This is a genomic window from Ferrovibrio sp., assembly GCF_025869515.1.
Taxonomy (GTDB): domain Bacteria; phylum Pseudomonadota; class Alphaproteobacteria; order Ferrovibrionales; family Ferrovibrionaceae; genus Ferrovibrio.
Genome location: NZ_JAOZVR010000091.1, coordinates 96,388 through 110,794, shown reverse-complemented (window position 1 = coordinate 110,794; position 14,407 = coordinate 96,388). Strand labels below are relative to the sequence as shown.

Below are 14,407 nucleotides of genomic sequence, written 5' to 3'. Positions count from 1 at the left end.
TATGACGGCCGGACTTTTCATTCCTGCCAACTCGTTGCCTGGTGCAGTCGGTGGTATTTCCATTCCAGCCGCTCCCAATCTTCCGGTGTGTCGATATCGCAGCGATAGGCTGCGGGCACTTCATACGGAAGTAGCTTGTCGACCAGTTTATGGGATGGGAAACGGCTCAGTACCTTCTGGTCGAAGACATAGAACAGCCCGGAATCGGTGAGTGCCGGTGGCAGATCCTGAGAGTTGGTCTGAACCTTGTCGGGGAAAATCGGTGTCCAGAACCCATCCTGCTTCTGCCGGAATGCCCACCAGACCGGATGATCGTAGGATTCGCAGCTCATCAGAACATCAGGTCGATTCTGCTGAAAGGCTGAAATTGCATCGGAATACACTGCCGCGGGTACTAATGCTGCTGTTGCGAGTGCAAAAACGACCTCAGATGTACCGCCATTCGCCTCGATGTATCTCGGAATATCTTCGCGAATGAGATCTATGAAGCCGGCTTTACTGTTCGACAGATCGGAGCTGCGGGGTTCGAGGCAAACTGCGCCATGTGCTTCGGCAATTGCCCTGATCTCCCTGTCATCCGTCGAGACGTGAATGCGGTCAATGCCCGGAACGGCCTGCAATGCCTGAATAACATGGACAATAATCGGCTTACCGCCAAGGGTTTTTATATTCTTGCGCGCTATACGCTGAGACCCGCCGCGAGCTGGTATATAGGCGAACATTCCAGATATCCTATAATTCGAGCGTCAGGATTGCAGCGGCAACGCGCGAAGCGCCGGGGCCTTCGAATAATTTGCGGCCGGCCGCGATCAGATCCTGGCTGACCGCGGTATCCGCCAGAAGGGATTTCAGGCGGGTCCGCATGTCATCCGTGGATTTGTCGGCAAAACTGGCCAAGACCATTGCGGCGCCGTGGTCGACCAGGCGATCCACGAATTTCCCCTGATGCGGTTCCAGTATCACGGCAGCCATCGGCACGCCGGAGGCGGCAAGTTCGTAGCATGTGGTTCCACCGGCTGTCAGCGCCAGATCGGCTGAAGCGATGAGGGAAGTGAGTCCGGCGGGCGCAACGGTCAGATGCTTTCTGGTCAGCAATTCTGCGGCGCGTTCCACATCCGTCCGGTCAGGATGAAATGGCCCCACAACCACATCAACAGTCCAGTTGTTCAGGATGTCTGCCGCATTCCGGATCAGCCATGATGTGCAGTTCCAGGGGTCTTCGCCGCCCATTGTGATCAGGATGCGACTTGGGGGAGAGGAGCGGGGCAGGCTGCGCTGCGTAAAGTATTCCGGGTTTATGAGGTTGTATGCTGCTCCGCTTAGTATCCGGCGCGCAGCAGCGGCATGCGGATAATCCGTCACTCGGACCCAGAAGTTGGGATTAATCAGAAGACTGCAGGGCAGATCGCGTAACGCTTCATCGTCCAGAACTACGGTCGGGGCAACGCTTGTGATTGCCTCCGTGTGGCCGGCATTCAAATTGCGCGAATCCAGGACGACGATGACCGGGGATCGGGACACTTGCAGGACGGACAGCAGGTGCTCTGTATCTGCGGCCGTGCCAAACAGGAAAGGGGCCTGGGTCGCGACAATGCCGTTGCGGGTTGCAAAATCAAGGGCTGCATCCCCGCCGCCATTGATCAAGATTTTTGGGTTCGCGCCAGCCGCAGCCAGGGCTCCGGCGAGGATGACGCAGCGAGAGAGATGGCCATAGCCGGCCTGTTCGCCGGCATCGCAGCGCAGAATAACGCTGACGGGTGCCATCACGACTCGATGGCACGAATCAGGTTGAAGGACTCGGCATAATTCAGGCCGCTCTGCGCGCCCCTGAAGCGGGCCAGGCTGCGGACCATATCTTCCGAACGAGGATGGGGAGCCGGCCGCATTTCATCGCCATAGGCGGCAAGGGCCGATATTTTCCGGTCGATCGACGACGATATGTCCACGAAGCAGTTCGCCTGGAATGGGTGGGCCGGATTCCATTCCGTGGAAGACAGTACCTCGAAGCTGTACACAGCCTTGGGACTCTGAGGGCCGAGCGGCCGCACCGCCGGCAGCACGGCTTTAAAGGCAATCTGGTGATCGATGTTGGGATCATTCTGGGCGTGAGTGTAAACGACACTGGCCCTGAAATCCTTCAGGTGCGCCTCGATTTCCTGGGTGAGAGCCAGCAGGGAAGCCTGATCAAGGCGGCAGCAGGGGCGTTCGGATACGAATACCTGATCCGCTGGTACGCCCAGGATATCGAGCGCTTTGAAGGCGTTGGCATTACGCAGGCGGCTGGCTTCAAGAGCCGCAGGGCTGTTGATCTGGTCGGCGGAGTAGCGGGACATCACGCCTTCCGCGAGGAAGATGACTCTGACGTCCCGCTTCTTGTCCCGGGCTGCGGCGATCATGCCACCGCAACCAAGAACTTCGTCATCCGGATGCGCGGCAACCACTAAAATGCGATTCATCGATTCACCTCGCGCCAATCCTGTGCCAAGCGATTAATGCTGTCTTCCAGATCCGGCAGGCGACGGCCCAGAGCAGACTCTATCGCGCCAACATCCATCCGCATATCTCGAGGGCGCCGCGCTTTCAGCGCAACATCAGAAACGCTGCCATCCCGCATCCAATCGGTCGCAACGTCCATGGCACTGGCCAGAAGCCGGAAGAATTGGGCTTTGGATAGTCCGGCGCCGCTGCTGCCAAGATTGAACGTGCCGCATAACTCGCCGGACACAAGCTCGGGAAGAAGGGCGACCAGATCGTTGACATAAAGGGGGTTGAAAAAGACGTCAGTGAAGAGTGTGCTGGCCTGGCGGGCAGTCGCTTTGCGCAGAAGCCAGCCGACCTGGCCAGTTTGCCCGCGTGCCGGTGACCCGAAGAAGTTGGTCCGTAGGATCAGGTGATTCGTCGCATGGCGCGCGAAATCCTCGCCCCACAATTTCGTCAATGCGTACGCATTGCAGGGGGCAACAGTATCTTCGCGGCTGAAGCCGGGAGCGTCATATACTTGGTCGGAGGAGATATAAATCAGCCTCGCCTGTGGGCGTTTACGGCCGAGCCAATCGACAATATTCTTTGTAGCCTGCACATTTGCCGCGTAAGCCAGAGACATGTCGGCTTCGCAGGCATCGACGTTCGCCAGCGCGGCACAATGGACAATGCAATCTGGGATCAGCTCATCAAAAAGCAGATTCACCGAAGCTGCGTCGGCGAGGTCGACCGTATGGCTAACCATACCTGCAGGTTGACGGGCAATGCCATGCAGGCGCCCCAGCGGTGCCAGGCCTGGCATTAGGTGGCGGCCCAGCATTCCGGACGCACCGGTGACGACAATAGTCATGCTGGGTGCCGCATAGAGGTGATAGGAAAGACCAATAAGAGGTATATCAGATTCTGGCATCCGCCTCGCCGGCGGCAATGAATTCGGACAGATCTCTTCCCGTCAGCCAGTGCGTATTGATGTCACTGGAGTAATGAAAATCTTCGGCCACTTTTCTGGTACCGGTCTCCTCAAGCAGGCTGGATCTCTGTCGGTCCCACAAATGAATCGCCGGCTCAATGATGTAGCGATCATCCAGCTCAACGGTGGTGCGCGCATCGTCCGTGGTTATCATCATTTCGTGCAGTTTTTCGCCGGGTCGTATGCCGACCATGCGGAGCGGTAGATTCGGCGCCAGATTGTGCGCCAGGTCCACCACACGAATGCTGGGTATCTTCGGAACAAAAATTTCTCCGCCGCGCATCATCGCCAGTGACGACAGCACAAAAGAAACGCCCTGCCCCAAGGTGATGCAGAAGCGGGTCATGCGCTCATCTGTGATGGGGAGATCGACTGCCCCCTGCGCAATCAGCTTGCGGAAAAAAGGCAGTACGCTGCCGCGCGACGCCATGACATTGCCGTAGCGGACAACTGAGAACCTACCGCCATCGCCGCCAGCTAGATGGTTGGCAGCAACAAAAATCTTGTCCGATGCCAGCTTCGTCGCGCCATACAGATTGATCGGGCTGGCTGCCTTGTCGGTGGACAGGGCTATGATGCGCTTCACGCTATGCTGCAGGGACGCGCGAACAACGTTCTCAGCACCAATGATATTCGTCTGTATGCATTCAAACGGATTATATTCGGCTGCGGGGACAATCTTCATTGCCGCCGCATGGACGACATAATCGACATTCTTCATCGCCATCGACAGACGATCGAGGTCACGGATGTCACCGATGAAGAAGCGGACCCGTTCATGATCGGCAGCGTTGAGCGCGAGAGCAAGATCGGATTGCTTGTGTTCATCGCGGGAATACACCGCAATACGGCGCACCCGCGTCTGATCGAGCAGGTGTCGGATAAATGCCTTACCGAAAGATCCGGTGCCGCCCGTCACCAGAATCGAGGTATCGGTCAGATCAAGGGGTCCGCCTAGGTGCGGCGGGCTGTGGAATTGTTCCAGTTTCACGTGGGACTCATTTCAAGATTGAGTGAATTAATAGGTGATGTGCTTCTGGATCGATATACTGGCAGTGGCCAGGATGTTGGCAATCCTCTCACCTGAGCGGCCATCGCCGTACAGCGGATCCGGCGCATACTTGCCATGTTTAATCTGATCGGTGATGGCTTTCTCGATGTCGCTTTTAGTGTGGGATGCGTTGACTACGTTGTGGCCGCGCTCCCGCTGATCTTGGCGGGAGCCAACATTGACGACGGGCGTGCCGATGAAGGCACCTTCGCGGATGCCGCTCGAGGAGTTTCCGACGAGGCAGGCTGTCCGTGCCATAAGCTCGACATAGGTGTCGATCGGAAGATTCTTGAAGAAGTGCAATCCCTGCGCAAGGCCACGTTCGCGCCACTTGCGGATGCCGCGCGCTATATCTTCCGAGCCGGCATCTGCATTCGGCCATAACACGATGGCCGGCAGGCCGACGGCCTTGATCGCTTCCAGGGTGGCGCTGATCTGATCCTGTCCACGCCCATACTCGGTCGTGACTGGATGCTGGGAGACCAGCAGGAAGGGTTGGGAAATGTCGATCGGATCGCCGACGCCGCCTTGCATGAGGCGGCCGTTCCGCACAGTTACCGGGTTTGCAAGGATTTCCTGCACCAGATCCACTCTGGGGCAGCCCACCATGTAGACCGTATCTGGGTGCTCGCCCAAGCGGATGATACGTTCGGCGGCACCTTGTGTAGCCGGGAAGTGGATGTGGGCGAATTTGGTAATGGCGTGCCGGATGCTCTCATCAATGGTACCGGAAACTTCGCCGCCCATGGTGTGAGCGAGCGGTATGTTCATATAGGCCGCTGCCACGGCGGTCGATACGGTCTCGTAGCGATCTCCGACCGTCAGGACAACGTCGGGTTGCAGCGATTCAAGGACGGTGGGCAGCTCCAGCAGGCCAAGACCGGCCGACTTGGCCATCGTGACTGGGGTCTCGCCTTCGATCAGCATGTTGACCCGGGCGCTGATTTTGAAGCCATCCTTCTCGATGATATCGCTGACCTTACCGTATCGGTCCAGCAGTGCTGAGGCGACGGCGATCAGCTGCAGTTCGAGATCAGGATGCGCCTGAACGGCGCGCATGACCGACTTGATGCTGCTGTAGTTCGCGCGGGACCCAACGACAATACAGATTTTCCTCATTTGAAATCTTTCTCGGTGAATTTATGATCAGCCGGCAATTGCTGCCTGACTTGTTTGCCGATTACTTCCTTGAAACGGGTGGCGGATATGCCATCGCCGGGTTTTTTAAATGCCAGGTCTTCGAATTTGAGGATGGCTCCGGCGTCGAGTGCTCGTGCCGAAACGATGCTTTTCTCGAAGATGCGCTTCATATCGGCAAATGCGCTCATGTCATCTTTGTTGACCGGACTGCCGAATGCTGTCCAGGTCTCGTGCAGACCATCTACCATCGCGGCGAACCCCTCAGGTTCCATCGCATTAGCGGCGTCCGAACCGTACATTTTCTTTGAGAATGTTAGGTGTTTTTCAATGCAGACGGCTCCCAACGCGGCCGCAGCGATGGGGGCTGCAAGCCCCACTGAATGATCGGAGAAACCAACCGGTAGGCGGTAGCGCTGCGACATCTCTCCGATCACGTTCAGTCCCCAGGAATCCGGCGGACAGGGATAGGCGGATGTGCATTGCATGATGATGAGCGGTCCGCCCGGGCGCAGGGCCGCAACGGCACGGTCGAGCTCAGCCCAGTCGCTCATTCCCGAGGATAACAGGGTCGGCTTTCTGGTTGCAGCAACACGCTCCAGGAGCGGCAGGTTGGTGACCTCACCCGAAGGAATCTTGTAAGCGTCGACGCCAACAGCCTCGAGCAGGTCGACCGCCTCAAGCGAGAATGGCGACGACAGAAAGTTTATCTTCGCCTCAGTGGCTTTCGTTTTCAGTCCACGCCACTGCTCCAGCGAGAAACCAGTGCGCCGGAAATACTCCATCCTGGGTTCGCCCCGGAAGTATGCGGGCGACGGGGCATTGGCCAGTGTCTCTGCTTCGGCAATATGGGTCTGGAACTTGGCCCAATCCGCTCCCAGTTCGGCGGCCAGCGCAATGAGTTTGCACGCGTTGCCGAAGCTGCCATCATGCACAGAGCCGATTTCGGCGATAACGCTGTTATGGAACACGGTCATGCGGTGGCCGCCATTTCTGCCTAGAGATAATTCTCGTCGGTTTCCTTCTTCCAGCGTTCGAAGAATGCGATAACGCGGGTGTAGTCGTCGCGCGGCCACGGCTTTTTGGCGCCGGATTCCATCTTTTTCCCGATGACGACCAGATAGTCGGTGTCGATGTAGCGATTGACGTGAATCGGATCGAAGCCGACCGAACCGAGCAATCCGCACAGGGCATTGGCGCTGAAGTGGAAGGAATGCAGGTCGACGGGATTGCGTGGGTTGAAATAATAGTGCAGCGGCTTCTTGAACGGCACCAGAATGCGGCTGCCAGTTGCCACTTGCAGGTACCCGCCTACTGGCAGCAAGTCATAAACCGCTTCAATCACGCGACGTGCGTTCTGCGTGTTTTCAAGAGTCCAATTGAGACCGATGAAATCGAAGGCGCCCTTCTTGGTGTCAGGGTGCGCGATATACTCCTCGACGCCCCCGGCAAAGCAGGAGATACCCATGCCATCAAGCAGCCTGCAGTTTTCCACCGACGGCTCGACCCCGAACACGCTCTCAGGGTTCTTCCGGGATTTAATCATCTCCAGGAAATCGCCTTCGCCGGCACCGATGTCGCAGACCTTCTTTCCTTTGAAGCCGACCAGGGTGTCGAAATTCTCAAGCGCGTATGTCAGGCGGGCAGTGACGGCAGGCACCTTGGCGGTATAGCCGGTATAGCCGGTGTTTTCCGTCTGCTCGACATCGAAGGCGTCGCCGAACATGCTTTCGGCCCAGTCTTTCTTGATCGCTTCGTCGGATCGACGCATATGGGCAAAGACAAATCCGCACTGCGTGCAGGTATGAAGAGTCTGCCCACCCGAATAATCCGGAACGACCGGAATCTCGGCCGCCTCCATGCTACCGCATACGTCGCAGGCGAAAGGGGAAAGCGTGGCGCTCATAAGGTCAGTCTCTCTTGGCTGGCAAGTTGTTCGAGTGGCATTCTGAGTTTCCAGGCATTGCCTTCAAACGCCCAGATTTCATTGTTGCGATGCATGTCGACAATCGAATTGAACTCGGGCTCGCTGAAGCCGAGGTACTCCAGTGCTTCTGGCAAATATGTTTTCGGGTATTCGCCGTCGTACTTTAAGGCAAGCTTCAGGCCGTCCAGTCTGGACATCTGGTTATTCTGGATCATGCGGCAGGCATCGCGAACCGCCCGGCCGAAGCCAAACTTCACAAACTGCATGTAATAATAAACGTTGTCGATTTTGTCATCGAGGCTATCGAAGTCGGTGAATGTGCCGTCGGTGCGGCCATTCGGAGCCGTATGGAAATCGATCTTGTCGCGGAGGTAGTGATAATTATCCAGCATGCTCCAGCGGAAGAAATAAGCGAAATACATCGCGGTAATACCGAGTTCTTCAACCTGGTTCAGGTCCGGATAAAGGTAAGGTGCGAGATCGCGTTCCTCCACTACATCGTCGATCCAGTTGCGCGGATCGTCGCCTATCTGGTGTTCCAGAACTTCGGTAAAGTTGCGGATCTTCCGGCTCTCCTCGTTGAGGACGCGGCCGCCGTATTCGCTTTCACCGTGCTCAGCGTAGAATATAAGCGGAATCTTGTATTTGACCGCAACCTGAACCGGAATCGTGTTCACTCCTGCATCCCAGTGCACTTTGGGATTGCCGCGCTCAGAGAAGAAGCGCCGGGACAAGTGGCGTGAGACGCGTTGGTTCGGCCGTACAAGGATATGATCGAAGCCGAGCTTCAGCATTTCCTCGCGATTATGAACGGCCAGTTCGTTTGGGATAAGCGGAGAGCAGGTGACCAGGAGCGGATTCAGGCCGAACTCGAATTTCAGCTTGTGCGCTATGGCGCTCGAATCCTTCCCTCCGGACCAGGGCACGATGCAGTCATAGGGCCCTGATTTCGGGCGCAGCCGCTGAAGGTAATCAAGGAACTCCCTGCGGCGCGCGCTCCAATCGATGCGATCCTTTTCCTCAGCCGTCCGGCAGGCGTTGCACACACCCTCGCCATCGAAAACGATACGTGGGCGACTGTCCGGCATCAGGCATTTGCGACAATAACGAACTTGCATGGTCGGTATCCCGTTGATAAAGGCGATCCGTCAATCCTACGGATAGTTATGCACTGTGAGGTCAAGGCCGGTCAGCGCAGTTACCCGAAGGTTATCGGCATGAAATGTCTCCCGCAGGATGTCTTCATATCCCAAGAAATTATATTCGGCGCGGGCCGCGCCGGCCTGGCGAAGCAACCTGTCGAGTGTCCATCGTGCGTGATCGATCCAGAAATTATAGACCATCCCCCGTCCCATATTTGCGGGTGTACCGATCCGGCGGAACAACTGCCGCGTCAACCAGACGACGGGGCCGCAGGGGCTATCGTTGACGCGCCGTCCGAAATCCACGGCATCTAGGCCATCGGAAGGTATGTCGAAGCGCTGCAGTACAGCTTCGATTGTCTCCCGGCGATACAGGTCTTCAGCCGTAATTACATGGACGCGCTGTTGGCCGAAAGCCGTTTGGTAGGCCTCAATGAGAGGTGCGTAGCGGAACCAGTCCAGCATATTGTGGAAATGCCGGTGCCGCGCCCATGCCTCGAAGTCGGCGACATAGCCGTACTCGACATCATCCATGTAGAGGGATTGGACGATCGAACGTTGATTGCGGATGACAATCAATACAGGAACGTCGCCAAATATTCGATGCAGGCGTTGCGCCGCCAGCGGCGCATGGCTTCCCGTGGCGGCGGCGATCGAGCCATATCCGGAAAAAGCCTCGTTCGACAGGCAGTTGAAGTCCTTTCTGGAGAATTCACGCGCGACCGCCTCAATGTCGAACCCGCCATCGCCCTGGCTGGCTAGAGAAATCCAGGCGCGACGGAAGCGCAGGTCCGAGGTTCCATCCGGCTGTTTGCCGGATGGCTGGCGCAAGGCGTGGATCTTGGGCAGGACTTCATACTGCAGGAATGTGCTGCCGCATTTGTGATGCCCGACATGAATGAATTTCAATGGTGGGCCGCGATGCAGTGGTTGATCGGCTGACATGATGTTCAAAAAAATTACTCGGTTCGGATCGCTACGCCGCGCTTTGAAAGAAACGATTTCGCACTGCGGATGCTGGTTTCGGTAAAATGGTAAATATTCTGCGTACAGGCGGCATCGACCGATGTGTTAGAGAATAAATCTTGCATGTGCGCCCAACTGCCACAGCCGCCCAGCGCCAGAACCGGAATGCCGACCGCCTCTGCAACCTGGCTGGAGAGGTTGAGATCGTAGCCTTCCAGCGATCCATCGCGATCGATCGATGTTATCAGAATTTCGCCGGCGCCGAGTTGTTCGGCTTCCTGCGCCCATTCGCGCGGGCGGCGCCCGGTCGGCATGCTGCCGGCATCCGCATACACTTCGTACCCGCCATCGGCTGTCTGTTTGGCGTCAATTGACAGGACAACGCATTGCGAGCCATAGCTTTCGGCGATTTCTGTAATCAGACTTGGCCTCTGCAGCGCGCCAGTGTTGATGACAATCTTGTCGGCGCCGCTGTCAAGAAAGCGCGCGACATCGTCGAGAGTGCGGATACCGCCGCCGGCCGCAAGCGGAACGAAGCAGCGGCTTGCAAAACCGCCGATCGCATCATGGAATTCTTTCGCTCCGGTGCCGCCCTGGCGGGTGACGTCGAGGACCACGATTTCATCCACTGACCACGCATCCACAAAATTCAGTGTATAGCGGTAGTCCGGATGGAACAGCTTTGTGCGGAACAGCACGCCGTTGTTGAATGTCAGCACCGTGACGATGCGTTTGCTGAGGGCGGTCATAGCGCGAGATAGTTCGTCAATACCTGCAGGCCCTGCCGCTGGCTTTTCTCAGGGTGGAACTGCGCCCCGAAAATATGCCCCTTCTCGACGACAGTGCAGAAGGCATGGCCATGGGTGCATTCGGCAACGGCCGCAGTCTCGTCCTTCGGCCGGAAGTGGAAGCTGTGGACGTGATAGAAATAGGCGTTTTCGGATACGCCCTGCAGCAAACGGCTGAATTCGATTTGTCGGATTGTATTCCAACCGACATGAGGGACGCGTTCTCCCGTGGCATCAGAGGTAAGGCGTGTGACGTCGCCGGGGATCAAGTCTAGTCCGGGATGCTGACCGAATTCCGAACTCTGGCTTGCTAACAGTTGCATACCCAGGCAAATGCCCAAGATGGGAATACCGGCTGTGAGAACGCGATCGCGAATGACAGCATCGAGGCCGCGTTCCCGCAGGTTGTTTATGCCCCGGCCGAATGCACCGACCCCAGGCAGAATAAGCTTGTCAGCCCGGGCCACAGCCTGCGGTGTTGCGACGAGCTCTGCGCTCGCACCGAGTTTCCCCAACGCGCCGACCACTGACCTCAGGTTGCCCAGGCCATAGTCGATGACACCAATCATCTCAGGTCAGTCCGCTCACTATTTTCGCTACTGGGAATTGGTGAGCGTACGCTGCCGGGCCTGATCCCAGCGCTCGATATACCACTCGGCATAGCGACGATAGCCGGTTTCCAGGGACCAGGACGCCTTGAAGCCAAGCTTCTCTTCTGCATGGGCCGTGGAGAGCGTGCCGCGAACAGGCTTGTCCTCGGCCCGGGCTGTCTCAACGCCGATAGCGTTGGGCACCATTTCTTTCACGATGTCGAACAGGTCCTTAATGGTGCGGGCATTGCCATAAGTGATGTTGAATGTTTCGCTGATCCCGCTTCCCTCATGCAGCGCCAATGCACGCACCATGCCGTCCACAAGGTCGGCGATATAGGTGAAGTCCAGGCGGCCGTCGCCGCCGCCTTCAAGTCGAAGCGGCTTTCCAGCCAGAGCATTCTCGATGAACATCTGGCTGACGCGCTGGCTGACGCAGCGTTCGCCATACAGCGCGCTGGGACGGATGATCGTGGTGCCAAGTCCGTGCTGATGGCAGTAGGTGCGGACCAGTCGCTCTGCCATGTATTTCGTGTTGGCGTAAATGCCTTTCGGCTGTGGACGAGTATCCTCGGTGACCGTCGGGGTCTCAAAGTCGCCATATACGGTGCTGGAACTCAGCAGCATGATCTGATTGATTTCGCCGACACGTTCGCGGCAGAGTTCAAGAACATTGCGCAATGTCACCAACTGCAGGTCGAAGCACAGGCCGGGATCGTGTCGCGCGCGTACTGCACTGGCGATTGCCGACAGGTGAACCACCTTGGTCGGCTTGAATTCATGAAAGGCGCGTGCCAGATCGGTCATGATGCGGGCATCGCCGTTCTTCATAGTCAGCTTCGGCGATTTACGCAGAATCTCGAAACGTTCAAGCAGAAAACCACGATACAGCTCGGCCTGTACGGCTTCGCGCTGATTGTTGTAGACGTTCTCGATCAAGCTGTTGAACATCAGATTGTCAAAGATCATCGTCTCGATGCCCTTGCTGGTCAGTTCCAGCGCAAGGTTGTGGCCGATGAAGCCGGCGCCGCCAACCAGCATGACACGTTCACCAGCAAGCTTATCGATGCAGCTCTGATAGGAAATTTCAGTCATAGTGCAATGTCCATTTTCTCTGGGATAATTCCGGATACTTGCGAATAGTGTTGTTGCCGGGCGGCGGTTACTGGCGCTTTGCTTGCATGATGGCGGTCTTCATCGCAGCTCCGATCCGCTCGGGGTCGCCATCATGCAGGTGAGGTCCGACGGGAAGTGAGATCGTCTGTTCGGCCATCCATTCCGCCACTGGGAACTGACCCGGGCGGTAGCCGTATTTTTCGCGGTAGAAAGTGAATAGTGGTACTGCGCTCGGATAGTGAACGCTGGTACCGATGCCCTGTGCATTGAGGCTTTGCACGACAGCGTCGCGATCAATACTGCGATCGTGCGGCAGGATGGCGTTCAGGCAGTAATGCGACGAGCGCGCCTTGCCCTGCTGCGGTGCAAATACGGTCACTTCATCCAGGCCGGCAAGGCTATCGCGCAAGGCGGCGTAATTCCGTGCCCGCACCTTCTGAATTTCATCGAGTCGGTCCATCTGTGCCAGCCCGATAGCGGCATGCACTTCGCTCATCCGATAATTGAATCCCAAGCCGACCACATCATAGATGCCGGGCTTTGTCCGTTCGCCCAGGCCGCGATCATAGGAGAATGCTTTGGCGCGCCCCAAACGTTGGGCCAGATTATCATCATCGGTGATAATCATACCACCTTCGGCCGTTGTCATATGCTTGGCAGGGTAGAACGAGAAGGTGCCGGCGAGGCCCAGTGTGCCGGCTTTGCGGCCATCATAATCAGCATCCAGGGCCAGAGCGCAGTCCTCCAGCAGGAAGGCATTCGCCGGACGAGCGAGAGCCTCAAGGCGGTCCATATCGCAAGGCAGACCAAGGTAATGCACGGGGATGATGGCGCGGGTTGCTGGCGTCAGGAGCGACTGGACATGGGCAGGGTCGATATTGCCGCTGTCAGGCAGAATGTCGGCGAAAACAGGCTTGGCGCGGCAGTATTCAACGGCGTTGGCGGTTGCCACATGGGTCATCGCCGGCACAATAACCTCGTCACCAGGACCGATGTCATGGACGTGAAGTACCAAATGCAGCCCAGTCGTGCAGGATGACACGGTAATGGCGTGCTTTGCACCTGCACGCGCGGCAAACCGCTGCTCGAATGCCTTGGCGACTGGGCCATGTACAAGCTGCGGACCGGATAATACCTGGACCACGGCATCGATTTCCGCCTGGCCCATTTGCGGGCGACCGAAAGGAATCGGATTCTCGATAGTCATGATGACGCTTGTTCCTTAAGTGATGTGAAGCACGGTCAGATTAAATAGCTGATAGATATCGTCCGGCGCTGCTCTGCGGCTTCCATTGCCGCAAAGCAGACATCCATCACGCGGAAGACGTCGATATGGTTCACATTAGGCTGTCGGTGATTGCTGATCGCCTCGACGAACTCTGGAATCAGGTCACCCTTTTCCATTCCTGGATACGGCGTCACCACTTTACTCTCGTTTTCTGGCTGATCGCCGGAAAACACCTTGGCATCTGGCGTGTCGTTTTCGAAGCTGCGTTTGGTTCCATAAACGTTAAGCGCGTGGAACTTTGGCCGCGCCGGTCCGAGTGTCGTCAGGCATTTCCCGAGTGTCTGGTTTTGGAATTTGAGCATCGTCAGGAAAGTGTCGTCGAAGCGGTATGATGTATCGCGGGTTAAGATCTTGTTGCCGAAGGTAGCGACTTCGGCAACCTCGGCGCCGACAATCCACCGCATCAGGTCGATAAGATGGATGCCGCCGCCATAAATCGTGGAATAGTAGGGCATCTGTCCGCGCCAACCCCGGATGATCTTCCAGAGGATGTCGTGCAAGTAGTCGCCCTCAATACATATGATCTCGCCGTATTCGCCGGCCTGAACCTGTCGGCGCAGCTCTTTGAAGCGCGGACTCTCACGCAGGATCAAGTTCGAACTGAGCGTCCGTTTTGCATCCTGCTGTGCCCGCAGTATGGCTTCGGCATCGCGTCGGAAAAGCGCCACCGGCTTTTCAACAAAGACATGCTTTCCGTTTTGGAACGCGGATATGCACTGCTCGGAATGCGCGTCATCGTAGGAGCATATCGAGACGATATCGATGTCGGTGGCTTCGGTAACATGACGCCAGTCAGTCGTGCGGCGCGCGACACCGTAGCGATTCCCAATTAGCTGCAGCCGGTCGGGGTCAATGTCGCAGATAACCGAAACCTCGCAGTCTGGGAGTGACTCGTAACTGCGCAGGTGCGCCTCACCCACGCCAAGACCGACAATACCAACGCGCATCATC

General features: G+C 57.1%; 15 protein-coding genes. All 15 read right to left on the bottom strand.

What is annotated here, in order from left to right; genetic code table 11:
• Window positions 1-17: 17 nt before the first annotated feature.
• A complete protein-coding gene (locus OJJ21_RS15200) occupies window positions 18-722 on the bottom strand; it encodes an acylneuraminate cytidylyltransferase family protein (protein WP_297687433.1) in 705 nt (234 codons plus the stop codon).
• Between the two features lie 10 nt (window positions 723-732).
• A complete protein-coding gene (locus OJJ21_RS15195; protein WP_297687432.1) occupies window positions 733-1,764 on the bottom strand; it encodes a glycosyltransferase in 1,032 nt (343 codons plus the stop codon).
• On the bottom strand, window positions 1,764-2,456 hold the full coding sequence (locus tag OJJ21_RS15190) for a PIG-L deacetylase family protein (protein WP_297687431.1): 693 nt from the start codon (window positions 2,454-2,456) through the stop codon (window positions 1,764-1,766). The genes OJJ21_RS15195 and OJJ21_RS15190 overlap by 1 nt, the downstream gene beginning before the upstream one ends.
• Window positions 2,453-3,331 carry an SDR family oxidoreductase gene (locus tag OJJ21_RS15185; protein WP_297687430.1) on the bottom strand — a complete coding sequence of 293 codons (879 nt, stop codon included), beginning with the start codon at window positions 3,329-3,331 and terminating at the stop codon, window positions 2,453-2,455. Before OJJ21_RS15185 ends, OJJ21_RS15190 begins: the two co-directional genes overlap by 4 nt.
• A 46-nt stretch (window positions 3,332-3,377) precedes the next feature.
• Complete coding sequence (gene pseB / locus OJJ21_RS15180; RefSeq protein WP_366093074.1) at window positions 3,378-4,442, bottom strand: UDP-N-acetylglucosamine 4,6-dehydratase (inverting); 1,065 nt, start codon at window positions 4,440-4,442, stop codon at window positions 3,378-3,380.
• A 27-nt stretch (window positions 4,443-4,469) separates the two neighbouring features.
• Entirely contained in the window at window positions 4,470-5,621 is a 1,152-nt protein-coding gene (neuC, locus tag OJJ21_RS15175; protein WP_297687429.1) for a UDP-N-acetylglucosamine 2-epimerase, read from the bottom strand.
• Window positions 5,618-6,616 carry an N-acetylneuraminate synthase family protein gene (locus OJJ21_RS15170; protein ID WP_297687428.1) on the bottom strand — a complete coding sequence of 333 codons (999 nt, stop codon included), beginning with the start codon at window positions 6,614-6,616 and terminating at the stop codon, window positions 5,618-5,620. The genes neuC and OJJ21_RS15170 overlap by 4 nt, the downstream gene beginning before the upstream one ends.
• Before the next feature lie 20 nt (window positions 6,617-6,636).
• Window positions 6,637-7,545: a class I SAM-dependent methyltransferase gene (locus OJJ21_RS15165; protein ID WP_297687427.1), complete on the bottom strand. Its 909-nt coding sequence runs from the start codon at window positions 7,543-7,545 to the stop codon at window positions 6,637-6,639.
• Window positions 7,542-8,684, bottom strand: coding sequence for an N-acetyl sugar amidotransferase (locus OJJ21_RS15160; protein WP_297687426.1), 1,143 nt, complete (start codon window positions 8,682-8,684; stop codon window positions 7,542-7,544). The genes OJJ21_RS15165 and OJJ21_RS15160 overlap by 4 nt, the downstream gene beginning before the upstream one ends.
• A 36-nt stretch (window positions 8,685-8,720) precedes the next feature.
• Window positions 8,721-9,662 carry a hypothetical protein gene (locus OJJ21_RS15155; protein WP_297687425.1) on the bottom strand — a complete coding sequence of 314 codons (942 nt, stop codon included), beginning with the start codon at window positions 9,660-9,662 and terminating at the stop codon, window positions 8,721-8,723.
• A 5-nt stretch (window positions 9,663-9,667) separates the two neighbouring features.
• Window positions 9,668-10,423 carry an imidazole glycerol phosphate synthase cyclase subunit gene (locus OJJ21_RS15150; protein ID WP_297687424.1) on the bottom strand — a complete coding sequence of 252 codons (756 nt, stop codon included), beginning with the start codon at window positions 10,421-10,423 and terminating at the stop codon, window positions 9,668-9,670.
• Window positions 10,420-11,031, bottom strand: coding sequence for an imidazole glycerol phosphate synthase subunit HisH (gene hisH, locus OJJ21_RS15145; protein ID WP_297687423.1), 612 nt, complete (start codon window positions 11,029-11,031; stop codon window positions 10,420-10,422). Before hisH ends, OJJ21_RS15150 begins: the two co-directional genes overlap by 4 nt.
• A gap of 27 nt (window positions 11,032-11,058) precedes the next feature.
• Window positions 11,059-12,147, bottom strand: a complete 1,089-nt coding sequence (locus OJJ21_RS15140; protein ID WP_297687422.1) for an NAD-dependent epimerase/dehydratase family protein — start codon at window positions 12,145-12,147, stop codon at window positions 11,059-11,061.
• Window positions 12,148-12,214: 67 nt separating this feature from the next.
• Window positions 12,215-13,375, bottom strand: coding sequence for a DegT/DnrJ/EryC1/StrS family aminotransferase (locus OJJ21_RS15135; RefSeq protein WP_297687421.1), 1,161 nt, complete (start codon window positions 13,373-13,375; stop codon window positions 12,215-12,217).
• Between the two features lie 35 nt (window positions 13,376-13,410).
• Window positions 13,411-14,406, bottom strand: coding sequence for a Gfo/Idh/MocA family oxidoreductase (locus OJJ21_RS15130; RefSeq protein ID WP_297687420.1), 996 nt, complete (start codon window positions 14,404-14,406; stop codon window positions 13,411-13,413).
• Window position 14,407 lies beyond the last annotated feature (1 nt).